The following is a 19,647-nucleotide window of genomic DNA, read 5'->3' as shown; positions in this document are numbered from 1 at the left end:
CACCGCTTGTAGAGCAGTTTTGCGCAAAAACGCGCAAACGATTTCCTTTCTGGTTTTTGACCGCCACTGTTAGAATACGCCCCGAATTTTACCCTCCACTTCTCTTATGACGGGGAATACGCGTGACTGACAAAACCTCACTGAGCTACAAGGATGCTGGCGTGGATATCGATGCCGGCAATGCACTGGTTGAACGTATCAAGGGCGTGTCAAAGCGCACTCGTCGTCCTGAAGTCCTTGGTGGTCTTGGCGGCTTTGGGGCCTTGTGTCAAATCCCTGCGGGCTACAAGGAGCCGGTGCTGGTCTCCGGTACCGACGGGGTGGGTACCAAATTGCGTCTCGCCATCGACCTGAAGAAGCACGACACCGTGGGTATCGATCTGGTGGCCATGTGTGTCAATGACCTGATCGTGCAGGGTGCCGAGCCGCTGTTCTTCCTCGACTACTATGCCACCGGCAAGCTGGACGTCGACACCGCCGCGGCCGTGGTCACCGGCATCGGAGCTGGTTGCGAGCAGTCCGGTTGCGCCCTGGTTGGCGGCGAAACCGCCGAGATGCCGGGCATGTATGAAGGGGAAGACTACGACATCGCCGGTTTCTGCGTCGGTGTGGTGGAAAAAAGCGAAATCATCGACGGCAGCAAGGTCGGTGAAGGGGATGCCCTGATCGCCCTGGCCGCCAGCGGCCCTCACTCCAACGGCTTCTCACTGGTGCGCAAGATCCTGGAGGTCTCCAAAGCCGACGTGCATCAGCCGCTGGGTGACACCACCCTGGCCAACGCCCTGCTGGAGCCGACCCGCATCTACGTGAAACCCGTGCTCAAGCTCATCAAGGAGTGCGAGATCCACGCCCTCTCCCACATCACCGGTGGCGGCTTCTGGGAGAACATCCCGCGCGTACTGCCCGCCAACACCCAGGCGGTGATCGACGAGCAGAGCTGGCAGTGGCCAGCAGTGTTCAGCTGGCTGCAGCAGGCAGGCAACGTCACCCGCCATGAGATGTATCGCACCTTCAACTGCGGTGTCGGCATGATCATCGCCCTGCCCGCCAACCAGCTGGAGAAGGCGCTGACCCTGCTCAAAGCGGAAGGCGAAAACGCATGGCATATCGGCCATATCGCCAAGGCGGCCGATGGCGAGGAGCAGGTCATCATTCAATGAATGACCGGATCAACAACCAAATGGCCTTCCCGATGAAACGCATCCTGGTGCTAATCTCCGGCAGCGGCAGCAACCTGCAGGCGATCCTCGACCACTGCGCCAACGGCAAGATTGCCGGTGAAGTGGTCGGCGTCATCAGCAACAAAGCCGATGCCTATGGCCTGGTTCGCGCTAAAGAAGCCGGAGTCGCGACCTCCATTCTGGCCCAGCAGCAGTTTGCCAGCCGGGAGGAGTATGACTCAGCCCTGCTGGCACTGATGGCAGACTATCAGCCGGATCTGGTGGTACTGGCCGGGTTTATGCGGATATTGAGTGGCGATCTGGTACGTCATTTCGCCGGGCGGATGATCAATATCCACCCCTCCCTGCTGCCCAAGTATCAGGGCTTGCACACCCACCAGCGCGCTATCGATGCCGGTGACAGTGAGCATGGCGCCAGCGTCCACTTCGTCACCGAAGAGCTGGACGGTGGCCCGGTGATCCTGCAAGCCTGCGTGCCCATCTTTGCAGGGGACGACGCCGATGAGGTGGCAGCGCGGGTGCAGGCGCAGGAGCACAGCATCTATCCACTGGTGGTACGCTGGTTCTGCGAAGGCAGGCTGCAGATGGTGGATGACGCAGTGCAACTGGATGGTGCCCTGCTTGGCCCCGCAGGTTATGCCTGCGAGTAACCGCTAACTAGCAGACACCAGATGTCACAAGGGAGGCGACCGCCTCCCTTGTCATTTCTACCGACCAGCGTAATTGCTGCGGTCATGTCCGATTACACCGCAATGCGGCCAATCGCCCCTACACCGGATTGTCGATATCGACAAAGGTCACATCCAACCCGTGCACGGTCGCCAGCCACTCTCCCAGCGCCTTGACGCCGTATCGCTCGGTGGCGTGATGGCCTGCAGCATAAAAGTGCATCCCCATCTCGCGAGCGGTGTGGATGGTCTGCTCGGAAGCCTCGCCGGAGATAAAGGCATCGATGCCCTGCTCCGCCGCCAGATTGATGTAGCTCTGACCGCCACCAGTACACCAGGCTACCGAACGGATAAGCTCGGGGCCACTGTCGCCGCAATGGAGCGGCTCACGACCGAGACGTTCGGCAATCAGTTTGGCAAAGTCGGCTCCGCTCATCGGCTCTTCCAGCTTGCCCACCATGGCTACGCTTTTGCTGTTCCACGGCTCCAGACCACGGCGCACCTTGATATCGAGCAGCTTGGCGAGCTGGGCGTTATTGCCCACCTCAGGATGCACATCGAGCGGCAGGTGGTAGGAAAACAGGTTGATATCGTGGGTCAACAGGGTCTTGATGCGACGCTGTTTCATGCCGGTGATCTGGGCCGGCTCACCGCTCCAGAAGTAGCCATGATGAACCAGAATGGCATCGGCATTGGCAGCCACGGCGGCGTCGATAAGGGCCTGGCTGGCGGTGACACCGGTCACGACCTTGCGAATGCGCTCGCGCCCCTCGATTTGCAGACCATTGGGGCAGTAATCCTTGATGGCGTGGGGTTCAAGCAGGTGGTTGAGTACAGTTTCCAATTTTCGATGAGAGATCATAAGGGTCCCTTTATAACGGCACGGTTTCCTGTTTTACCAATAAAAACAGGGCCCCGGCGCAAAACGCCAAGGGCCCCATCATAATCGAGAGCCGTCATCAAGACCATGACGGCTCCCACACAGTCGTGCGTCCCCTGACTCAGGCGGGTAGATCGATGCCTGCATCCCGCATCTGGGCCAGTTTGTAGCGCAGGGTACGTGGGCTGATGCCGAGCCGATCAGCCACATCCTTGCGACTGCCGTTGCACTCTTGCAGGGTATCGAGAATGATCTGATGCTCCTGCTGCTTGAGCTCGCTGCCAAGACGATCGCCACCATACACGCGCTCTGCGACGGCAAACTCCATCTCCTGCTCGTCCACCTCCTCCAGAATGAGGTGGCTGCAATCAATTACCCCATCAGGACTGAGGATCAGCGCACGCTGTACCACGTTGTCCAACTCCCGTACATTGCCGGGCCAGGGGTGAGATAGTAACCGCTCGCGTGCCTGCGGCTCCAGCTGCGGGGTCGGCAGCCCTTGCTGGCTGGCATGGAGAGCCAACAGATGTTCAGTCAGCGGCAAGATGTCACCGGGCCGCTCACACAGGGCCGACCAGCGCAGCGGAAAGACGTTGAGCCGGTAGTAGAGATCTTCACGAAACAAGCCATCCTGCACCGCTTTCTTGAGATCCCGGTTGCTGGTGGCGATGACCCTTACATCGAGCGGGATCATCTTGCGACTGCCGAGCCGCTCCACCTCTTTCTCCTGCAGCACCCTAAGCAGCTTGGCCTGCAGCCCCAGATCCATCTCGGTGATCTCGTCGAGCAGCAGGGTCCCCCCCTGCGCCTGCTCAAACTTGCCGGGGCACCCCTGCACCGCACCGGTAAAAGCACCTTTTTCGTAGCCAAACAGGGTCGCCTCCAGCATGTTTTCCGGAATGGCGGCGCAGTTGATGGCAATAAAGGGCTGCTCGGCACGGTTGGAGTTGTCGTGGATGTAGCGGGCCAGCACCTCTTTACCCGTGCCGCTCGGGCCGGTCACCATCACAGTGGCCTCGCTTCTGGCAACCCGAGTCGCCAGCTGGAACAGCTCGGCGCTCTTGGGATCGCCATACACCACGGCCCGTTTTTCCACCTTCTGGGCTGGTACATAACGACTCACCTGATTGAGCAGCACTTCCGGAGAAAAGGGCTTGGCCAGATAGTCGATGGCACCTTCGCGCATGGCACGCACTGCGCCGTCGATATTGGCGTAGGCGGTCATCAGCAACACGGGGATCTGTGGATATTGCTGGCGGATCGTCGCCAGCAGCGTCAACCCATCCATCCCCCCCATCTGAATATCGGAGATGACCATGTCAAACGGCTGACGGGAGAGAGCCAGCAAGGCCCGTTCGCCGCTGTCCGCTTCACGGCATTCATAGCCGCCCAGCAACAGGGTATCCACCAGTGCTTCGCGCAGGCCATTGTCATCTTCAACGACCAGGATCCGGGCCTGAGTCATGCTACACCTCCCACAGCCAACAACTTGATCTCATTGCTATTTACCGCCTGCGGCCAGCGGACCAAGGCTGGCAACCAGGATCCGATCCGGGTCATGCTACACCTCCAAGCTGCACCGGTTGCTGGTGCAGGGGGAACGACAGAGTAAAGCAGGTGCCTTCACCGGGAACCGAGGCCACTCCGACCTCCCCCTGATGAGCACGCACAACAGATTGCACTACCGCAAGGCCCAGACCAGTCCCCTGGGCACGCGTGGTAAAGAAGGGTTCAAATACCTGACCGAGCTGATGGGAGGGGATCCCCTTGCCATTATCAATGACGCGCATCTCTACCCGGGTACCGCTGCGTACCGCGCTCACCAGCAAGGAGGTGGCCCCCGCCTGCTGGGCATTGGCAATCAGATTGTTGATGGCCCCCGCCAGCGCACTGCTATTGGCCAGCAGGCAGAGATCGGGTTCCGGCGCCTCCATGTGCAGCTCGCAACCCTGCTGCTGACAGAAGGCCTCGGCTCCGGCCTGCACCTCAGCCAGCAAACCCTGCACCGAGATGGGGGTAACCACCTGATTATCACCATTGCGGGCAAACAGCAGGATGTCATTGATCTGCTTCTCCAGATCCTGCAAACGGGCCATCAGCTTTTGCTGAAACTGGCTGCGGGATTCCGGTTTGAGGGTACGGTTGGCCAGATTGGCGGCATAGAGCATGGCGGCGGAGAGCGGGGTGCGGATCTGGTGAGCCAACGAAGCGGCCATGTTGCCGAGCGCCGACAACCGTTTCATGTGGTTGATGCGGTCTTGCAGTTTGCGGGTTTCGGTCAGGTCGTTGATAAACACCAGCTGACCGCCCTGATCCGGCAGTGGTTGGGTCGAAAGCTGCACCCGGCGGCCATCGCGCAGGGAGATCTCGTGGCCATCATCCTCCCGTGGCTCAAAGCAGCGAGCAATGATGTGGCGCCAGAGTTCACCTTCCAGTGGCTCCCCCAGCAAAGAGATCGCCGCCGGATTCGCGCGGGTGATCACCCCTGCCCCATCGAGCAACAACACCCCGGTGGGAAGTGCTCTGAAGATGGCGTAGAGCTGGCTCACTTCGTGAGACTGGAGTGGCATGTCCTGCTGTTGGATTGTCATAAACCTGACCTCAAACTGGCTATTGAGTCAGGTTATTCAATTTCCATGCCACTAAAATATATTAATTAAAACAAAGCATTGAGTATCTGCGTCAAGGCTTTGACCCTCAGATGTCCTTGCTCATTCCATATTTTTTCATCTTTTCAACCAGGGTGGTACGACGCATACCAAGCAGGTCGGCAGCGCGGGCCACCACACCGTCCTGCGACTCCAGCGCCTGGCGGATCAGCTCCACTTCGAGGTCGGCCAGCATCTCCTTGAGATTGACCCCCTCTTCTGGCAACTGCATGGTGCGTGCCGATGCAAGGGCGTGATCCAGCTCGGGAGGGTCCTGAAATACGGCAGCCAGCGCATCCCGCTCATCCATCTCGGTCAACCGTTCATCCCGCGGTTCGCTCGGCAACAGGCGGTAACGGCTCGGCAGATCGGCCACATCGACAATCTGGTGGGGATAGAGGATCAGCAGCCGTTCCAGCAGGTTGGAGAGCTCGCGTACGTTGCCGGGCCAGGGATACTGCATCAATGACTCCATCGCCCGCTGGGTCAGCCGGATAAAACCTTGATGTTGCTCGGCGTGGCGATTGAGCAACTCTTGCAGCAGCAGGGGGATGTCGTCGATGCGATCCCGCAACGGGGGCGTCTCGATGGGGAAGACGTTGAGGCGATAGTAGAGATCCTCACGGAAACCCTGAGTCCGGATCATCGCTTCCAAATCCCGGTGAGTGGCCGCAATGATGCGCACATCGGCCTGAATGGGTTTGCTACCGCCAACCCGATCGAACAATCGCTCCTGCAATACCCGCAGCAGCTTGACCTGCATCGGCATCGGCATATCACCGATCTCGTCGAGGAACAGGGTTCCCCCCTGTGCCAGTTCGAAGCGACCGCGACGAGCGGCAATGGCGCCGGTAAAGGAGCCCTTCTCATGACCAAACAGCTCACTTTCCAGCAACTCGGCCGGAATGGCGCCACAGTTGATCGGCACAAACGGGCCCTGGCTACGGGCCGAAAGTTCATGAATGGCACGTGCCACCACCTCTTTACCAGTGCCGGACTCACCGAGGATCAACACGTTGGCATCGGTCTCGGCCACCTGGCTGATAAGGCGACGCACCTCCTGGATCCCTTTCCCTTTACCCACCAGCAGGCGCAGCAGGGCCTGCCCCTTGTCATGGGTCTGTTGACGGGGATGCAAGGAGACAAAGGCCTGACAGAAGTGCAGGTGGCGAGTGAGGGACTCATAGGTAAAGGGAGAGAGCGCTACCCCGATGAAGTTGCTGTTGGGCAGATCGGCCTCAATCAGAGAGAGAAAAGGCGTGCGGGGGAAGGCGGCCAGCAGCTCTGACAAGGGGCGGTCGGTCAGTTCACCTACCAGTACCCCTTGCAACGGTCCGGATGACTCAATCGCAACATCCAGCTCTCCTTCAGCAACCTCTTGCCAGGGGATCCCCATAAATGAGAGCACGGTTCCCAATTGCTGGCGCCGCTGCGCATCGGCATCAACAATCAACACGCCCATCTCCACCATATCAATCCCTCGCGATAACCTGAACTAACGTATTGTTTTATTTAGTCATAAAACAGTTATTGACTGTTTTTTTCTCGGCACACAAGGTGCCAAAATTCCGACGCATTGTCAAAAATTGTCGCATTCAGGCTAAGTGTATCGACAGAAACGGAAGATTAGATCAATTTTGCCGAGGATTTTTCTGTATATGACGCAGTCAGTAGCAGAAACAAAACTGCCCTCGTCAGAGGGCAGCATGCAACACAGTGAGGCGGGTTCAGTGGTGATTATGATGGTGAGGTGCCGCGTAGCGACACTCGGGGAAACGGCTGCAAGCCAGAAAGAGTCGACCGGCATGAGGGCCTTTTTTCGCCTCCCGTTCCACTAACGGGGCATCACAACGGGGACAGTGGTGAAGGTCCTGCTCCTCGTCTTCATCATCTTCCACATCGGCGAACAGACCATAAGCCAGATCGCCCTCCCTCTGTAACGCCTCGTCCTCGCTCTTGATGGCGGGTTCGGGGGACGAAACGCGACTCGCCGACGCAACAGGCTGCTCTGCATGAACCGTGCGGCCACGCATTCCGACACCGACATCTACCCCGTCAAGCAACAGGGGATTGAAGGTAGGCTCGCGACGCTCACCGGGCAACACATCGTCTGCCAGCGGCTCGCTCACCTTTACCAGCAACGGCAAGATCTGCTCGCGCAACTCGTCCACCAGATAGCTGGCACTTGCCGTGATCTGCAACAATGGCAAACCGGCGCTGTCGCAGGCGGTTTTCAGAAAAAGATCGCGAGCCTTGCGCTTCTGGTGACGATGGGAGCTGTCATCAAGTTCGATGGCACAGATGAACGAGAGATCGGTCGGGTGGCAGAGCAGATAGTCAAAATGCTTGCCGCTGATCTTGTTGAAGTGCTGCTGCCATTTGCTTTTGCCCATACCCGATTGCGGGGTCAGCACGTCGGCCACCCGCACCTTGGCAAAGACCCGGGCCTGGTCACCCACCGCCAGATCCAGCACCCCGAGGAACGAGCGCTCGGCGGGACTGAACAGGGTCTCCTGCACATCATAGGGCAGGCGCTTTTGCTGCCGCCCTCTGTGCCAGAAAATCGCCAGCACCAGCAGCGCCAGCAACAACAATCCCGCTACGACAAGGGTATTCATGAGAGCACGATCCAGTTCACAACACGAAAGGGGAGTCACTTTACCACAGCCGTTGCCAGGCGAGGCAGCAGACAAGCACATGGAAAGCGTAAAAGTCCCTGCTTTTTATCTATTTGACAACAAGCGGGGGTTCATATGACCAGCCACTGCAGGCACAATGGAAACCAGAAAGACCCCCTATTTCAAGGAGAGCAGGATGCAAAAGCAATTGGTGGTCACCGTGATCGGTGCAGACAAACCCGGGATCGTCGAGAGCCTGGCGGCCGTCATCAGCCGCGAGCAAGGCAACTGGCTGGCCAGTGCCATGAGCGAACTGGCTGGCCAGTTTGCCGGAATCCTCCATGTCTCCGTGCCCGACGCACACTATCGCAGCCTGTGTGAAGCGCTCGCCCTGCTGCCAGGGCTGACCATCAGTTTTGCCGAAGGGACCCCCACCGCCGAACCGGCCCATCAGGTGATGATGACTGTCACCGGCAACGACCGCCCCGGTATCGTCCATGAAGTGGCGAGCATCCTGCGCCAGCTCGAGATCAACGTGGCCGATCTCACTACCGGCTGTGAACCGGCCCCCCACTCAGGTGCCCCGCTCTTCTATGCCCACGCGCTGGTTGCCCTGCCCGACGGACTCGACCTGGACGACCTGATCACCGCGCTGGAGTCCCTCTCCGACGATCTGGTGGTCGACATCGATGAGGCGTTCAGCGAGTCATAATGTTGTCATTGATTTGTCATATAGTAACGCCATAACTGCCGCGCAGACGCGACCTGATACAGAGGCACAACATGAGCACCGACAAGCAGTATGAAGAGAAAGAGCTGAGCTGGCTCTCATTCAATGAACGGGTGTTGCAAGAGGCAATGGACAAAACGGTGCCCCTCATCGAGCGGGTCCGTTTTTTGGGTATCTTCTCCTCCAATCAGGATGAGTTCTTCAAGGTGCGGGTATCGGACGTCAAGCGCCGCATTCTGATCAACGAAGTACATGGTGGCGACGATGAAGCGAAAGTGCTGCTGCGCGCCATCCAGCAGAAGGTGATGGCGCTCGGTGAAGCGTTCGACAACACCTACAAGGAGCTGTTGATTGCGCTGGCCCGCCACAACATCTTCTTGGTCAACGAAAACCAGCTCTCCGAGGCGATCCAGACGTGGCTGCGCCACTTCTTCAAGGAGAAGGTGCTGCGCCACATCATCCCGATCCTGCTCAACAAGGAGGTCAATCCGGTCAAATTCCTCAAGGACGAGTACACCTATCTGGCCATCGAGATGAAGAAGAACGGCCAGGTGATCCAGTACGCGCTGGTGGAAGTGCCGACCGACGACCTGCCCCGCTTCTTCCAGCTACCGCCGGAAGGGACCCGCCGCAAGAAGCAGATCATCATTCTGGATAACGTCATCCGCTTCTGTCTCGACGAGATCTTCAAAGGCTTCTTCGACTACGACGAGATTGCCGCCTATGCAGTGAAGCTGACCCGGGATGCCGAATATGATCTCTCCGACCAGCTGGACTTGAGCCTGGTCGACAAGATGAGTGACGGTTTGAAGCAGCGTCTCACCGCCATGCCGGTGCGCTTCGTCTACGAGCGGGAGATGCCCGCCGCCATGATAAGCTTCCTCAAGCTCAAGCTGCAGATCAGCTCCTATGACGCCATCATGCCGGGTGGACGCTATCACAACTTCAAGGATTTCATCGGCTTCCCCAACGTGGGCCGTGACTATCTGGAAAACCCCAAGCTGCCGGCCCTCGATTGCCGCGATTTCGACGGCTTCGTTAACGCCTTCGACGCCATCACCAAGCAGGACATTCTGCTCTACTACCCCTACCACAAGTTCCACCACTTCACCGAGCTGGTGCGTCAGGCGGCGTTCGATCCGGCGGTCAGCGCCATTCGCATCAACATCTACCGGGTCGCCAAGAAGTCACGGATCATCCACTCCCTTATCGATGCCGCCAACAACGGCAAGAAGGTGACCGTGGTAGTCGAGCTGCGCGCCCGTTTTGACGAGGCGGCCAACATCGACTGGGCCAACATCCTGACCGATGCCGGGGTCAAGGTGGTATTTGGGGTGCCGAGCCTCAAGATCCACTCCAAGCTCTGCCTCATCACCCGCCACGAAAATGGCGAGGCGGTGCGCTACGCCCATATCGGCACCGGTAACTTCAACGAGAAGACCGCCAAGATCTACACCGACTTCTCACTGTTGACCCGCAATCCGGACATCACCGCCGAAGTGGAGGGGGTGTTCGAATACATCGAATATCCGTACCGACGCTACAAATTCAACCACCTGCTGGTCTCTCCCATCAACAGCCGCCGTCAGCTCTATCGCCTGATCGACAATGAGCTCGCCAACGCCAAGGCAGGTCAGCCAAGTGGCATCATCCTCAAGATCAACAATCTGGTGGACCGGGATCTTATCAACCGGCTCTATGCCGCCGGTCAGGCGGGCGTGCCGATCCAGATGATCATCCGTGGCATGTGCGCCCTGCGACCGGGCGTGCCGGGTTTGAGTGACAACATCAAGGTGATCAGCATCATTGACCGTTTCCTTGAGCACCCGCGGGTGATGGTGTTCCACAACAAGGGTAACTCCCAGCTCTACATCTCCAGCGCCGACTGGATGAGCCGCAATATCGACGGCCGGATCGAGGTGGGCACCCCTATCTATGATGAACGCCTCAAGCAGCGCATCATGGATATTCTCGAGCTACAACTGAGTGATACCTGCAAGGCGCGGGTGATCGATGCCGACCAGAAGAACGAGTATGTGAAGCGGGGCAACCGACGCAAGATCCGTTCTCAGTTCGCGATTTACGACTATCTCAAACGTATCGAGTCAAACAATGGACAATAGCCTCTACGCAGCAGTCGATCTCGGCTCCAACAGTTTTCATATGGTGATCGCCCATCTGAGCGAAGGGCGTTTTCGCATCGTCGATCGCATCAAGGAGCGGGTGCGGCTGGCCGAAGGGATGGATGAGCAGAAACGAATGAGCCCGGAGGCGATGGAACGCGGCCTCGCCTGTCTGTCGCTCTTTGCCGAAAGGCTCACCAACATCAAACCGGATCAAATTCGTATTGCCGGTACCTACACATTGCGCCGCGCCAGCAACGCTCGCGAATTCGTCAGCGAAGCGGCCAAGGTGCTCAACCACCCCATCGAGATCATCAGCGGGCAGGAAGAAGCGCGCCTCATCTATCAGGGAGTCGCCCATACCCAGCATATTGAAGGTCAGGTACTGGTAGTTGACATCGGCGGTGGCAGCACCGAGCTCATCATCGGCGAGGGGTTCGATCACAAGGCTCTCACCAGCCGCAAGATGGGCTGCGTCAGCTTTACCCAGAGTTTTTTTGCCAGCGGCAAGCTGAGCGAGAAAAACTTCAGCAATGCGGTGCTGGAGGCGCAGCACCAGCTCGCCCCCATCGTAAACCAGTACCGCAAGCTGGGTTGGCAGAGCTGTCTTGGCAGTTCAGGCTCGATCCGCACCGTGCGCGACGTGCTGCAGGGTGAGGGGCTGACTGACGGTAGCATTACGCTGGAGGGGCTGGAGCGACTCAAGGCCCTGATGATCGAGCGCAAGCGGGTCGATAACCTCAAGCTGGTCGGGCTCACCGAAGAGCGTCAGGAGGTGTTTGCCGCCGCGGTCGCCATCCTGCTCGGCCTGTTTACCTCGCTGCCCATCGAGCGGCTCGACTACTCTGATGGCGCCCTGCGTGAAGGGTTGCTCTACGAGTTTGAGGAGCGTTTGCAGCACCACGATATCCGCGAGCGCACTGCGCAAGCCCTTGGCACCCACTACCGGATGGACAAAAAGCAAGCCGCCCGGGTAGAGCAGAGCGTGCTGACCCTGTTTGATGCCCTGCAAGAGCCCTGGCAGATGGCGATAGAGCCCTATCGCGCCATCCTCGGCTGGGCGGCGCGGCTGCACGAAATTGGCCTTGCCATCAACTACAGCGGCATCCACCGCCATTCCGCCTATATCCTGCAGCACACCGACCTGCCCGGCTTCAACCAAGATGACCAAGCATTGCTGGCCGCGCTGGTACGCTTTCAGCGCAAGGGGCTAAAACTCTCCGAGCTGCCGCCCCTGCCCAACCACGACATGCAAACCGTGCTGCGTTGCATCCGGATCTTGCGCCTTGCGGTGGCCGCGCACCACAAGCGCCAGGACAACCTGCTGCCTGAGTGGAAAGTCGCGGTGCAAGACGATCAGCTGGTCGTGACCCTACCGATCGACTGGTGCGAGGAGAACCGGCTCTTGATGCAGAATCTGGAGAAGGAGCATCGTTATTGCCAGGAGCAGGGCTGGCCACTGTTGTTCCAGCTCGGCTAAACCGGAAAGATAACCGGAAAGATAAATGCTAAAAAGGCAGCCACCTGGCTGCCTTTTGCATTTTCTGATTCTGGCTTACTGCAGCTCGGGTAGCAGCAGCTTGGCGATCTCGAAGTAGATGATAAGGCCGGTACCATCCACCAGCGTCGCAATAAAAGGAGCCGATACGACCGCCGGGTCGATACGGAAACGGCGCAGCACCATAGGGATCACCGACGCCACGGTGGCACTCCAAAGCACGATGGCGATGATGGTCAGAGTAACTACCATGCCAATCTGGGGCCCCACCCCCAGGCTCCAGGCCCGCACCCAGGCCGCCAGCGCAATGGCTGCCGAGATGAGCAGACCGGTGGAGAGCTCCTTTTTCAGCACAGTACCGAGATTACGCAGACTCACCTCCCCGACCGCCATGGCGCGCACTATTGTGGTGGTGATCTGGGTACCACTGTTACCACCAGTGCCGATCAAGAGCGGTATGAAGAATGCCAGCGCAATGGCCGCTTCCAGCTGCTCCTCGAATGCCCGCAACACAGTGCCGGTATAGGCTTCGGCCACGAACAGAATGAGCAGCCAGCCCACCCGCTTGCGCCACAGCTGCCAGGGTGTCGCCTGCAGATAGGGGGTATCCAGCGGCGATGAACCACCCTGCATCTCGGCATCCTCGGTGGATTCGAGCTCCAGAATATCGGCCGCGTCGTCGACGTGGAAAATACCGACCAATCGCCCCTGATCTTCGACCGGCAGGACCGAGAGGTCGCGGTCGATCAGCAGGCGCGCCGCCAGCTCCTGATCCGCACGGGCGTTGATCCGCACCGCCTCACGGTCCATCAGCGTCGCTACGCAAGCCAGCGGATCCGCGATCAGTAGCGTCTTGAGCGAGATGCTCCCCTGCAGGCGCCCATCTGCATTGACTACGTAGATGTGGCGGAACAGCTGGGCATTATCCCAGGCATCGTGGATCAGCTGTTTGGCCTTGCCCACGGTATCCTGTTCGCTCACGGCCAGATATTCATGGCGCATGTTGGCCCCGACCGACTCGGTAGGCCAGTCGAGCAGGGAGTAGTACATGGCCTGGGCCTGGGTCGGAAAACGCGCCAACAGCATGGTGCGGTCCTGACGACCGAGCTTGCGCAAGATAGCGACCATCTCGCGGCGGGGAATGACTTCCTGCAATACGCTGACAATGCTGCCATGCATGCGCTGCAACAGGCGTCCCGCACTCTCGGCCGAGAGTGAGGCAAGCAGTTCAGCCCCTTGCGGTACCGGCAGGGTGTCAAAGATACAGTTGAGCTCTTCCGGACGCAGGGTCAACAGTTGATCAGCGCGTTGAACCGGATCCAGATTATGTTCCAGCCAGCCCTGCAGGGCATCCAGATCGAGCAGTTGGTGACGGTTAAGAATGGTATGTGTTTTCTTCATCACAGATATCCTCATGTGATTTCAGGGCAAGCCTGAATGCCTCCGGTAATACCGGGTGCAACGACAAGAAAACAGCAATTTGATTGACGAGTAATAGGCAGGAAATGACGCCGTTCGGCGTGTCATCATCCCCACGTACCAGCTTTAGCACTATATAACGTATCCGGCATGCCGGAAGCCACTTGGGTTTACACCTTAATCCGATGAAAACTGTCCTGATCTTGGGCGTCTCTGGACGTCGTGAGATCAGTGGCCTGTGTTTATACAGGAGCCTCGCCTAACGAGATGCTGCAAATAATATGCACAACCCTCTGTTGTGCGGGCGGCATGATTATCTAATCAGGATGGGAGGTCAACCCTCTACACTTCAGAAAAAGGAGGTTGGCAACAGCTTGTTACAATTGTCAGTAAGCAGTAAAAAACAGCAGGCATAGTGCGATATATCAAAAAGGTCCCAAAGGGACCTTTCATTAACGAATGTAGTCAAACAGCGTCAAGCGGCTGATTTTACTGAAAGAGAGCTGTGAGGCACTCAGTGCTGCATCCTCTTTTGACAAGGTTGAAATCACCTCATAGAGATCCGTCTCTGACACTTTTGCCCTCGCCTCAGTGTTAAGGGTACTCAATCCCTCATTGGAACTCATCACCTGATCCAGGCTATTCATCCGGCCACCCAATTCACCTAATCCACTATCAATATTCAAGCGGGCATTTTTCATATGAACGGTGGCATCGGCTATTTTTTGCTCGAAGGTTTCGGCAGAAATAGCGGGATCGCGCAGAGCCGTAATAAAATCCGACATACCATTCAATATGTTGTCGTTCTTAGGTGGATTGAGGTCAAACTGCTGAGCTGTACCGCCAGCAGGTTGATCCAGTGTCAATTCGAGACCATTGAAGGGGATCTTGGTGCCAGGAGTATAGTTACCCGTTTGCAGCGAATTACCACCGCTATCCTTGATATCGTAGGTATCTGGTGGGCCTATTGTCGTTGATACGGTATAGGTGTTGCTGAGCAGTGCCGAGTTATAATTGGACTTATAGAAATTATCAAAGTTACCCTGATCACCGATCCCGACCTTGATATTTGCAGTGGTTGCACTGGCGGTTCTTCTGGTCGCCACGATTTCAAACAAGTCCTGCCCTGAATCATTGGCAGCAATTTGTACTGTAGGTGACACTTGAATATTTCGCTGACCGGGGTCTCCCTGATAAATATATTTTCCGTTGGCGTCTTTTATATAAGGCTGGGTCTTGCTCTGATTGCCGCCAAATATAAATTCACCTGAGGAATTTTTGCTATTCATCAAGTCGAACATCTGCTGCTGCAGCCCTTCCAGCTCGCTGGCAATCGCCTTGCGATCATCCTGACTGATGGAGCCATTATTGGATTTCTGGATCAGGGTCTGGGCACTCAGCATCGCCGTATTGAGAGAGTCCAATACCGTCTCTTCATGCCCCAGACTGTTTTCCAGCAAGCTGCCATTGACACCATACTGCTTGAACAGATCGATCTCCTTGGTCAGCGCCATCTTCTGACTCATGCCCGCAGGATCTTCACCGGCTGTCTGAAATTTATTGCCGGTTTGCAGTTGTTGATACGCTTTGTCCAGACGCTCATTCGCGTTGTTCAGGGAATAAATATTCCGGTCGTAGATCATGTTGGTGGTGATGCGCATGACGTTACCTCACGGAAGAGAGCAGTGTATCGAAAATGGTTTTGGCCGTACTGACCACCTGAGCAGAGGCGGCATAAGATTGCTGGAAGCGGATTAAATTGGCCGCCTCCTCTTCCAGATTGACCCCGGAGACACTCTCATACATACCGGTGCTCTGGAGCAACTTGGACTGATTGGCTTTGAGTAAGGTTTGTGCCTGGCTGGTATTGTTGCCCACCTCCATCACCAGCCCGGAATAAGCTTCGTTAAACGTCATCTTGTCATTGGTAGTCCCGCCATTGGTACTCTTGCGCACCAAATCTTTGTTCTGCAGTTCCGCCAATGCCAGACCATTGCTGTTATCAGCAAAGCCATTGGTGTTATAGCTGAGCGTAAAATTATCACCCGCCTTGGCCGTACCGGTAATACTGAACTCGTAGCCGGGGGTCTGCTTGGGATTGGCATAAACAGCCGCACCAGCGGGGAAGGGATTGACAATAGCAGACATCAAGTTTTGCCCCTTGCTGCTCGCAGGCGCTGTGCCGATCAAGGTAGTGCCATCACCCTGATAGACCTGATAATTACCATTGGCATCTATTTTGACAACCTGAGGCGCCGTTGGATTGAGTGTATTGGTGCCAAAAGCAGACCCCGTCCCGGTATTGAATACCCCGCCCAGTTTGATATCAGCGCTACCACTATTATCTGTGTTTTTCTGTGCCTTAAGCGGAGAGGCCAAGGCCAAATCCTCCGATCTGGTTATCAATTGCCCAATCCCGGCGGCTGCACTCTTGGTGGGTTGCAACAACAATTTGTCACCCGCCACAGGAGCGCCGGTGAGGTCGACTGAAATACCATGGCCCGGGATCTGGAAACTGGCGGGCGGTGTTGTCCCCGTCGCAACCGAGGTCGCTTTACCATCCTTATCCAAGGCAAACACTTCATACCCTGTGGCACTGCTAAAACGGATCTCATAATCAAAGGGAGTCACCTCGGTTCCCTTGCCCGGAACAAAACTGACTGTGGCCCCTGCCGTACCACCATTGCTGCCATAAGCTAAACCCTGGCTGGTTGGCAAAGAGAAGATATCGCTACCCAGTTCGTTATCAAGATCCATCCCCAGCCGGTTTTGCTGGTTCATGGCATCTGCCATCGCAATCGACAACTGCCCCAGCTCCCGCTTGGTTGGCTCCAAATCAGTGCGCGCCTGAAACAGCCCCCCCATGACGCCACCAAATGTATCGTGATCAATCTGTGCCTGATTGTCACCTAGCGTCAATTGCAACTCCTGATTGCGCGAATCGGGATCTCCTGCCACCAGTTTGAACTGAGCAACGCCACCATCCAAAACCAGAGAGTGACCTGTGCCCAGGTTCACCAGCAGACTGCCGTTGGGTTGAGCGACGGTACGAATATCCATCTTCTCGGCAAGCTTGCGAACCGCCTCATCACGCTGATCAAACAGCATCAGGTTCTCTTCGGGTGAACCTTGGGTGCGAATGATGGCCTGGTTCAGATCATTGATGCTGGTAAGCAGGCTGTTTACCTGCTTGGTTTCATCTTCAATGCGGGTGTTGATGGTATCGCTCTGCTTGTCAAACTGGGCTGAGAGGGTATGAAACCGGTTCACCATGCCACTCAGTTCCGTCATGCTGACCTTGCGACCACCGATATCGGCAGGTGACTCATTCGCCGAATGAAATGACTTGAAATAGGACGTAATGGCGGCGCCCACACTATTGCCAGTATCACCCAGCAAGCGATCCACGCTGGAGAGTTGGTCATAGTGGGTCATGGAGGCATAAAAAGCAGAGGTATCACGACGCATCTCGTCTTGCATATAGCCGTTGATCACCCGCTCGGTCAGAACATCTCCTGTACCGAAGCCAATGGAGTTGGTATAGACCAGCGTACGTTCACGCACATAGCCCTGGCTATTGACGTTCACGATATTGTTACTGGTACTTTGCAACAGACGCTGCTGTGCCAGCACGCCTGATGCACCTATTCCAAGCAGGTCGGTTGCCATATGTTACAGCTCCATATCGTTGTATTGGGCAATGGCATCACTGCGCAATACCTGTTTCAGTTTCCTGGCGTAATGTGGATCGGTGGCATATCCAGCCTGCTGCAGTGCCTCAAAGTAGTGATCCGGACTATCCGCCTTGGCCAATGCCCCCTTGTAACGGGATCCTGACGTGAGAAAATCCACATAGTCGTTGAAGCTATCTTCAAACGAATCATAAGAGCGGAAGGCTGCTTTCTGACGGGAAGCGACTCCCTTTTCATACTCCAGAGTACTGACCACCGCCTTGGAGCCTTCCCAACGAGGATCGGCCTTGATACCAAACAGGTTATGGGTCAGCTGCCCTTCACCATCCTTGATCACCCGCTTGCCCCAGCCACTCTCCAGGGCTGCCTGAGCCACCAGAACCGCCGGGCTCAGCCCCAGCTTGTCGGCCGCTTTCTTAGCAAGCGGCATCAAACGCTCCACAAACTCTTCCGGGCTATCAAACTCGGTACGCCCTTCTTTCGCATCATGCCCACTCTGAATGGAGGACCCCATCGGCGGCACAGTGCGATGCGGCCGTGTTGGCATGGTAAGACCATGTTTCTCCACTGCCATCTCTTTCTCAGCAAAATCTTTGCCAACTTTTGAAGCAGCAATCAAATCATTGGTTGCCGCAGTGGGTGGCTCATAAGGTTTATATGCCCGCTCCGTCCGCTGTGGCATCTTGAGCACCCGGCCATCCTTGTGGGTGAATGTCTCGGGGGAGAGTTGCTTAACCACCATTTGCGCCAATCCCATGCCACCTTTGCTGGACATATCCGAGACCCGCTGCTCATCCAGCATCCCTTCGTAAAACTGGGTGTAGCTGCTATTGAACGGACTGTCCTGGGTCAACACCTGATTGGCCTGACGCATGCTTTGAAACAGCATCTGGGTAAAGATTGACTCGAACTGGCGCGATGCACTCTGAAGTGCCGCAGCCTGCCCCTCTTTGCTTTGGCTCATCTGGCGTAGACGATCCAGGTTTTTGACATCCTGTACCATCCCCAGATTCAAACCGCTGTTAGTGTCAAACTCCGCCATTTTGCTTACCTCATTGCCACCCGTGGCAATCACTTGCCGCTTGTTACAATATGACCAGTTGCCCTTCGATAGCGCCCGCCTGCTGCAACGCCTCCAGAATGGCCATCAAATCACCGGGGGCGACCCCCACCTGATTCACTGCGCGAACCAGCTCATCGAGTGTTGCTCCGGTATCAAACTTGAACATCCGCCCCTGCTCCTGCTGAACGTTGATCGTCGAGCTATTGGTTGTTGTGGTCTGCCCGCCAGAGAGGGGATTAGGCTGGGAGACTTGCTGATTTTCAGCAATGGTGACGGTCAACCCACCATGGCTAATTGCCGCTGGTTTCAACTTGACCTGACTGCCGATAACAATGGTACCAGTCCGAGAGTTGACGATGATCTTGGCGGCCTCGTTGGCTGGATCCACCTCCAGATTCTCGATTGTCGCCAGATAAGAGACGCGCTGACCCGGGTCCCGCGGGGCGTAAACCTTGATCGACGTGGCATCCAGCGCCTGTGCAGTGTTGGGGCCGACCAGGTCATTAACGGCGTCAGCCAGACGACGAGCCGTAGTGAAATCTGGACGGTTGAGGTTGAAAGTGATGGTGTCACCCTGGCTAAAGGCATTGGGCACTTCCCGCTCAACCGTTGCACCATTGGCAATACGTCCCACAGTAGGGGTGTTGATGACCACCTTGGAGCCATCGGCACCCTCGGCCCCCAGACCACCTACGACCAGACTCCCCTGGGCAACGGCATAAACCCGCCCATCCAGCCCTTTGAGGAAGCTCTGCAGCAAGGTACCACCACGCAAACTCTTGGCCTCACCGATAGCCGAAACAGTCACGTCAATCGTCTGTCCCGGTTTGGAAAAGGGGGGCAAGTCGGCATGGATCGCCACCGGCGCAACATCCTTGATCTTGGGCTTGATGTTGTCCGGCACCTTGATGCCAAAGTTGTTCAGCATGGTGCGGAATGTCTGCTCGGTGAAGGCGTTGTTCTTCTCACCAGTACCGGGCAACCCCACCACCAGACCGTAACCAATCAGCTGGTTGTTGCGTACCCCTTCAACCGAGCTGAGGTCCTTGATGCGTGACGCATTCGCGACGCCCAAGGGCAACAGACAGCAGAGCAGCGTAACAAGACGGAGTGACTTCATAACATCT

The 19,647-nt window shown here is 56.8% G+C and carries 15 protein-coding genes and 1 riboswitch; of the genes, 5 read left to right on the top strand and 10 right to left on the bottom strand.

Annotated elements, in window-relative coordinates:
- The first annotated feature begins 122 nt into the window (after positions 1–122).
- Positions 123–1,160 (top strand): phosphoribosylformylglycinamidine cyclo-ligase, encoded by a 1,038-nt coding sequence (gene purM / locus ACE1BR_RS21185; RefSeq protein WP_374873771.1) that lies wholly within the window; start codon positions 123–125, stop codon positions 1,158–1,160.
- Positions 1,161–1,192: 32 nt separating this feature from the next.
- Positions 1,193–1,831 carry a phosphoribosylglycinamide formyltransferase gene (gene purN / locus ACE1BR_RS21180; RefSeq protein ID WP_374873957.1) on the top strand — a complete coding sequence of 213 codons (639 nt, stop codon included), beginning with the start codon at positions 1,193–1,195 and terminating at the stop codon, positions 1,829–1,831.
- A gap of 118 nt (positions 1,832–1,949) precedes the next feature.
- Here purN and ACE1BR_RS21175 read toward each other — a convergent pair whose 3' ends face one another.
- The 5 genes from ACE1BR_RS21175 to ACE1BR_RS21155 form a co-directional block, all read right to left on the bottom strand.
- The gene (locus ACE1BR_RS21175; RefSeq protein ID WP_374873769.1) at positions 1,950–2,711 is read right to left on the bottom strand and encodes a Nif3-like dinuclear metal center hexameric protein; all 762 of its coding nucleotides are present in this window, start codon (positions 2,709–2,711) and stop codon (positions 1,950–1,952) included.
- Between the two features lie 139 nt (positions 2,712–2,850).
- Positions 2,851–4,194 (bottom strand): sigma-54-dependent transcriptional regulator, encoded by a 1,344-nt coding sequence (locus ACE1BR_RS21170; RefSeq protein ID WP_374873767.1) that lies wholly within the window; start codon positions 4,192–4,194, stop codon positions 2,851–2,853.
- 91 nt (positions 4,195–4,285) lie between these two features.
- Positions 4,286–5,320 (bottom strand): PAS domain-containing sensor histidine kinase, encoded by a 1,035-nt coding sequence (locus ACE1BR_RS21165; protein WP_374873765.1) that lies wholly within the window; start codon positions 5,318–5,320, stop codon positions 4,286–4,288.
- 106 nt (positions 5,321–5,426) lie between these two features.
- Positions 5,427–6,848 (bottom strand): sigma-54 dependent transcriptional regulator, encoded by a 1,422-nt coding sequence (locus tag ACE1BR_RS21160; RefSeq protein WP_374873763.1) that lies wholly within the window; start codon positions 6,846–6,848, stop codon positions 5,427–5,429.
- A 256-nt stretch (positions 6,849–7,104) separates the two neighbouring features.
- Positions 7,105–7,995: a DUF2726 domain-containing protein gene (locus tag ACE1BR_RS21155; protein ID WP_374873761.1), complete on the bottom strand. Its 891-nt coding sequence runs from the start codon at positions 7,993–7,995 to the stop codon at positions 7,105–7,107.
- Between the two features lie 196 nt (positions 7,996–8,191).
- Here ACE1BR_RS21155 and ACE1BR_RS21150 point away from each other — a divergent pair, with 196 nt between their 5' ends.
- The 3 genes from ACE1BR_RS21150 (at position 8,192) to ppx (ending at position 12,328) form a co-directional block, all read left to right on the top strand.
- The gene (locus ACE1BR_RS21150; protein WP_374873759.1) at positions 8,192–8,707 is read left to right on the top strand and encodes a glycine cleavage system protein R; all 516 of its coding nucleotides are present in this window, start codon (positions 8,192–8,194) and stop codon (positions 8,705–8,707) included.
- A gap of 71 nt (positions 8,708–8,778) precedes the next feature.
- Entirely contained in the window at positions 8,779–10,848 is a 2,070-nt protein-coding gene (gene ppk1, locus ACE1BR_RS21145) for a polyphosphate kinase 1 (protein ID WP_374873757.1), read from the top strand.
- Positions 10,838–12,328 (top strand): exopolyphosphatase, encoded by a 1,491-nt coding sequence (gene ppx / locus ACE1BR_RS21140; RefSeq protein ID WP_374873755.1) that lies wholly within the window; start codon positions 10,838–10,840, stop codon positions 12,326–12,328. The genes ppk1 and ppx overlap by 11 nt, the downstream gene beginning before the upstream one ends.
- Before the next feature lie 75 nt (positions 12,329–12,403).
- Here ppx and mgtE read toward each other — a convergent pair whose 3' ends face one another.
- The 5 genes from mgtE to ACE1BR_RS21115 form a co-directional block, all read right to left on the bottom strand.
- Positions 12,404–13,747 carry a magnesium transporter gene (mgtE, locus tag ACE1BR_RS21135; RefSeq protein ID WP_374873753.1) on the bottom strand — a complete coding sequence of 448 codons (1,344 nt, stop codon included), beginning with the start codon at positions 13,745–13,747 and terminating at the stop codon, positions 12,404–12,406.
- Between the two features lie 122 nt (positions 13,748–13,869).
- Positions 13,870–14,039, bottom strand: a riboswitch (M-box (ykoK) riboswitch).
- Positions 14,040–14,217: 178 nt separating this feature from the next.
- Positions 14,218–15,426: a flagellar hook-associated protein FlgL gene (flgL, locus tag ACE1BR_RS21130; protein ID WP_374873751.1), complete on the bottom strand. Its 1,209-nt coding sequence runs from the start codon at positions 15,424–15,426 to the stop codon at positions 14,218–14,220.
- Positions 15,427–15,430: 4 nt separating this feature from the next.
- Entirely contained in the window at positions 15,431–17,434 is a 2,004-nt protein-coding gene (locus ACE1BR_RS21125; protein ID WP_374873749.1) for a flagellar basal body rod C-terminal domain-containing protein, read from the bottom strand.
- Between the two features lie 3 nt (positions 17,435–17,437).
- Positions 17,438–18,499, bottom strand: a complete 1,062-nt coding sequence (gene flgJ, locus ACE1BR_RS21120; RefSeq protein ID WP_374873747.1) for a flagellar assembly peptidoglycan hydrolase FlgJ — start codon at positions 18,497–18,499, stop codon at positions 17,438–17,440.
- A 43-nt stretch (positions 18,500–18,542) separates the two neighbouring features.
- Positions 18,543–19,640: a flagellar basal body P-ring protein FlgI gene (locus tag ACE1BR_RS21115; protein WP_374873745.1), complete on the bottom strand. Its 1,098-nt coding sequence runs from the start codon at positions 19,638–19,640 to the stop codon at positions 18,543–18,545.
- Positions 19,641–19,647 lie beyond the last annotated feature (7 nt).

It is taken from the genome of Aeromonas sp. MdU4 (genome assembly GCF_041929505.1).
Classification (GTDB): Bacteria; Pseudomonadota; Gammaproteobacteria; order Enterobacterales; family Aeromonadaceae; genus Aeromonas.
Note: the sequence above shows the minus strand (reverse complement) of the source record. Positions and strands in the feature narration are given on the sequence as shown.

Bases quoted from the DNA above. Each gene is read 5' to 3' on its own strand.
- purN (WP_374873957.1), top strand. From the start codon at position 1,193: ATGAAACGCATCCTGGTGCTAATCTCCGGCAGCGGCAGCAACCTGCAG.
- ACE1BR_RS21175 (WP_374873769.1), bottom strand. From the start codon at position 2,711: ATGATCTCTCATCGAAAATTGGAAACTGTACTCAACCACCTGCTTGAA.
- ACE1BR_RS21170 (WP_374873767.1), bottom strand. From the start codon at position 4,194: ATGACTCAGGCCCGGATCCTGGTCGTTGAAGATGACAATGGCCTGCGC.
- ACE1BR_RS21165 (WP_374873765.1), bottom strand. From the start codon at position 5,320: ATGACAATCCAACAGCAGGACATGCCACTCCAGTCTCACGAAGTGAGC.
- ACE1BR_RS21160 (WP_374873763.1), bottom strand. From the start codon at position 6,848: ATGGTGGAGATGGGCGTGTTGATTGTTGATGCCGATGCGCAGCGGCGC.
- ACE1BR_RS21155 (WP_374873761.1), bottom strand. From the start codon at position 7,995: ATGAATACCCTTGTCGTAGCGGGATTGTTGTTGCTGGCGCTGCTGGTG.
- ACE1BR_RS21150 (WP_374873759.1), top strand. From the start codon at position 8,192: ATGCAAAAGCAATTGGTGGTCACCGTGATCGGTGCAGACAAACCCGGG.
- ppk1 (WP_374873757.1), top strand. From the start codon at position 8,779: ATGAGCACCGACAAGCAGTATGAAGAGAAAGAGCTGAGCTGGCTCTCA.
- ppx (WP_374873755.1), top strand. From the start codon at position 10,838: ATGGACAATAGCCTCTACGCAGCAGTCGATCTCGGCTCCAACAGTTTT.
- mgtE (WP_374873753.1), bottom strand. From the start codon at position 13,747: ATGAAGAAAACACATACCATTCTTAACCGTCACCAACTGCTCGATCTG.
- flgL (WP_374873751.1), bottom strand. From the start codon at position 15,426: ATGCGCATCACCACCAACATGATCTACGACCGGAATATTTATTCCCTG.
- ACE1BR_RS21125 (WP_374873749.1), bottom strand. From the start codon at position 17,434: ATGGCAACCGACCTGCTTGGAATAGGTGCATCAGGCGTGCTGGCACAG.
- flgJ (WP_374873747.1), bottom strand. From the start codon at position 18,499: ATGGCGGAGTTTGACACTAACAGCGGTTTGAATCTGGGGATGGTACAG.
- ACE1BR_RS21115 (WP_374873745.1), bottom strand. From the start codon at position 19,640: ATGAAGTCACTCCGTCTTGTTACGCTGCTCTGCTGTCTGTTGCCCTTG.